The 4496-nt window shown below is 31.9% G+C and carries 3 protein-coding genes; 2 read left to right on the top strand and 1 reads right to left on the bottom strand.

Annotated elements, in window-relative coordinates; all coding sequences use genetic code 11:
- The first annotated feature begins 138 nt into the window (after positions 1–138).
- Positions 139–1902 (top strand): GTPase, encoded by a 1764-nt coding sequence (locus tag FTV04_RS16350; protein WP_180090410.1) that lies wholly within the window; start codon positions 139–141, stop codon positions 1900–1902.
- Positions 1903–3606: a LeoA/HP0731 family dynamin-like GTPase gene (locus FTV04_RS16345; RefSeq protein WP_120401121.1), complete on the top strand. Its 1704-nt coding sequence runs from the start codon at positions 1903–1905 to the stop codon at positions 3604–3606.
- 611 nt (positions 3607–4217) lie between these two features.
- On the opposite strand, the gene FTV04_RS16335 is transcribed toward FTV04_RS16345, so the two are convergent.
- Positions 4218–4496 (bottom strand): Fic family protein (locus FTV04_RS16335; RefSeq protein ID WP_180090409.1); only part of this gene is annotated, 279 nt, incomplete at its 5' end.

The raw sequence follows: 4496 nt of genomic DNA, 5'->3' as shown, positions 1-4496 counted from the left end.
GGATCAGAAAGCTTGTTTGAATCGATGTATTTCATCCGCAGATTATGCACGAATGCTAAGAAATCCGGAGTGCAAATATTAACCAAAAAGAAGATCGTTTTTTGATTTATGAAAGAGATCTAATATAAAAAACAAAATATGTCATGGTGGTTAAAAATTATTTATATTTTTAAGCGCCTAGAAGAGGAAAAACAAATTGGTTTAATTGAGTTAGAGTTAATTAAACAGAAAGCGCTATTAGATTCTGAACTGAAAGTATTGAAGCAAAAAATCGAAAAAGAATATGCATTGAAACAATCGCATCTTGCAACGATACAAGATGAATATGAGTTAACCAAAAAACCAATCAACTCTATTACTTTACAATTAGAAAATGAAAAGAAAGTAGTTGAACAGCAGTTACAGCAATTTGAAAAAATGTTGGAGAAGCTAAGAGAGTTTGAAGATGGCCAAATTATGGGGGATGGCCGTAGTGACTTCACTCGAGAGAGTAAAGAGTTTTTATTTGATATTAATGGCACACAGGTCAAATTAATCGATGTGCCAGGAATTGAGGGTGATGAAAAACTAGTTGAGAACGAAATTTCTAAAGTCGTTAAAAAAGCACATGCTGTTTTCTATGTCACAAGTAAAGATGCAGCTCCAAATGAAGGCACACTTCAAAAAATAAAAACGCACCTAGCAGATCAGACAGAAGTTTGGACTGTTTACAATAAACCAGTTACATCGCCTAGATCATTAAAAAATGGACTGATCAGTAATGATGATGAAAGAGGTGCCTTAAATGATCTGAATAAACAGATGGAATCAGCATTAGATAAACATTATAAGAATTATACTGTGGTGGCTGGACTTGCTGCATTTTATGCAGTAGCCAATTGCTTGGTGCCATTTGGTGAAAAATATCGTAATCAGATCAAGTTTTTAAATAATTCTGATCGAGATGAATTAAAGGAAAAGTCAGGACTGAGCGCATTTCAAAACCACTTAACTCAAACAGTCATTGGAGACGTACCTTATAAAATTAAGGCGAGTAACTTCAATAAAGCGAATTATGTTCTAAAACAAACAGTAGAGAAGTTAAATAATATTCATAATGGCTTTAGTGATCTAAAGCTGAATATTGATAAGCAAGTGGCTGTCACTAAGCAAGAAATTGATAGTGAATATTTGGACCTAGTGCAAAGCCTTAAAACGAGGATTGAAAAAATCATTCAAGATTTTGAGCGTAAGACTCGTCAAGAAGTCTATAAACGGATTGAAAGTGATATTAGTAATGATGAGTTTAAAGGTATTCTGAAGCGACAGATTGATAACAATCTTGAATTAGTGAGTAAAGATCTAATTGCTGGTTTTAAAACAGAAACTTCGCAGTTTGATGAAAATTTAAAGGAAAAATTACAGAAACTTTCTTCACGGTTAGCCAGTATTCAAAATAACTTTAAAGCTGATGATGTGACAGGATTGAATAATAATGTTTCATTGAAATTTGATATCAATAATGGCATCAACAAAATGGGACTACTTGGTGTTGGTATTGGTGTAGGTGCTGCAATGTGGTGGAATCCAGTCGGCTGGGTTGCAATATCATTAACGGCTGCGGGTTTGTTATTTAGTTTTGCAAAAGCAATTTGGAGCTTTTTTGATTCAGACTTTAAAAAATCTGAGCAAAAGAAAAGTGTTGATAAAAATTTATCAAATATTGTGAAAGAGCTTAAAAAAGTTGCTAGGGAGAATGTGAGCGATGTTGAAGAAAAAATTGAGCCATCAATATCAGATTTGAAGAAAAAGTTGAATGAGCCAAGTGATCAAATCACAGGGCTTGTAGAAGATATGTATCAATCAATCAATATGTTTAAAACGTTATCAAATAATATTAGCAGTGCTTATGAGGTCAAATAAATGTCTGAAACTTTAAAAAATCATCAGGATAATCAGGCTAAAATTATCAACTTATTGAGTAAATTAGAAGGTTTTATTACACAAGGTCAAGAGTTTGGTTTAGATGTATCAACAGATATTAAAGCTAAGTTAAAGAACTCATTGAATACTTTGCAAGGAGATAAACTTAAAATTGCACTTATAGGTGGATTCTCTGAAGGAAAGACCTCAATTGCTGCTGCATGGTTAGGTAAAATTGACCCAGCAACCATGAATATTAGTGCTTCTGAATCATCAAATGCAGTTAAAATTTATGACATTGATGAAGAGTATCAACTCATTGATACACCAGGATTATATGGTTATAAAGAGCAAGTGAACACCGATGCCCAAGAGATTGAAAAATATAAAGACATCACAAAAAAATATGTAAGTGAAGCACATATTGTTCTTTATGTCATGAACTCTAAAAATCCGATCAAAGAAAGTCATATTGAAGATTTAAAATGGTTGTTTAAAGATCTGAACTTACTTCCACGAACAGTATTTGTTCTTAGCCGTTTTGATGAAGTTGCAGATGTAGAGGATGAATTAGACTACCAAGATAAATTTAAAATTAAAGAGCAAAATGTTAAAGAAAGATTAAGTTCGATCTTATCTCTTTCTATGCAGGAAACCCATAACTTAAAAATAGTGGCAGTTTCAGCAAATCCATTTGATGAAGGTGTTAATTATTGGATGGAAAATCGAGATGAGTTTGAACAATTGTCTCATATCAAATTGTTGCAAAATGCAACTAGTGAAATTGTGAAAAAAAGTGGTGGTTATACTGGTTTAATTGAAGAAACGAGAAAGTCCATTATTAGTGATATTTTGATTAAGAAAATACCTGAAATTGAAGAACAACAATCCCTGCTATCAAAGGAAATGGAAAAACTTAATCAAGTTTATGAAATTGAAACTGGTGCACTGAATGTAATTTCCAAAAAAATTGCCAATGCAAAAACAAATTTAAGATCTAGTTTTAATGGATATTTCCAAGACTTAGTAATGCAGGTCCAAGGTACGAGTCTAGAAACAATTGGTGAATTCGTAGTGAGGGAAGTTGGTGATAAGGGATCAATTATCTCAAGTAAGATTAATGAATATTTTCAAAATGAAACCAATCAAATCAATATTGCATTAAATACACAAGCAGTTAATTTTAACGCAGAAATTGATAATATTGACACCGCTGTTGGGTCATTGACTAAAAAAGGTCTCAATCATTTAGCGAAGAATATTAAGTTGGATAATACAACTATTTTAGCTGCAAGAGATGGCTTAGTTGCGGGTGGGCAATTTATTGGGCTTAATTTAAAAGAAGCTTTAAAGTTCCAACCGTGGGGAGCTGTTAACCTGGCGAGCAACATTAACACAGCATTACCACTTATTGGTATTGCGGTAGAAGCTTGGGATACTTGGAATCAGGCGAAGAAACAAGAAGAGTTTCAGTTGGCAAGAAAGAGTTTAGTAGCGAATTTACAAAACCAGCAAAGAGAGATTTTAGAGTTAATTGATAAAGATGAATTTATTTTAAAATTTTTCCCTATTTACAAAGAACTCAAAGATAAAATTGAAGAGATAAAATTGATGCATATGGATCATGAATCAATGACTAAGTCTTTTGCCTCTTGGAGAAAAGAGGGGATGATTATTGAAGGTGAATTTAGAAGCATATCATAGATTTTATCTTTGCTAATTACCTTAAAAATAATGCTGTTTTATTTGAGAATCTCCTTTTAATTTAAAGGAGATTCTACTGATTTTATGTTGAGGCTATATTGAAGAATTTTTTTTTAAATCATTTAGTTTATACATCGAGTAATCTAAAAAAGATTCTAATACTGCTTGTTATTAATATTTTGGGAATAAGTACAATACTTGGTATTCCAGTAGTAGTTATTTTTGATTTAGCATTTATTTACTATAATTTGAATAGGATTTTCAAAAATCAAGGAGGGATTGGATTTTTATTGAAAATAAATGATATTTTATGGTTGTTTTTGTTATTAGCAATAGTTTTTTTATTATGCGAGCAATTGTTTAATAAGTGATAATGTTTAAGTATTTTGTATAAGTAATAAATTATTGGTTTTAAGAATATTTTATTATAAGAGGTTAGTCATTGCTTTAGTTTAATTTAGCTGAAGAACTTCAGAATGTTTCTAGAGCATGTAAAATGATGGGTGTCTCTAGAGATACTTTAGTGTCTGAATGATATTTATTTCATTGTTCTGTAGGGTAATACCCCCTAAAAATAATTGAAGTTTCAAGTAGAGGCCTAGTAGATATACTTAAATCCCCAATACAACTTGATATGGTTTAAATCCATCAAGCACAGCCTCAGAAACTAATTGGATAAATGCTTCAGTTTTACCATAAGCCATCCATTGATCTAAAGCTTCATAGTAAGCCAAACGATTTTCTACTGTAATCACACAAGGCGGATATCCAGCTTTAAGTAATTCGAGATTCATCAATAAGCGTGATGTACGACCATTCCCATCAATAAATGGATGAATGCCTACAAAGTCTGCATGTACTTTAGCTGCACGTTCAATAGGATGTAGCTT

Source organism: Acinetobacter sp. YH12219, from assembly GCF_013417875.1.
GTDB classification, from domain to species: Bacteria; Pseudomonadota; Gammaproteobacteria; order Pseudomonadales; family Moraxellaceae; genus Acinetobacter; species Acinetobacter amyesii.
Note: the sequence above shows the minus strand (reverse complement) of the source record. Positions and strands in the feature narration are given on the sequence as shown.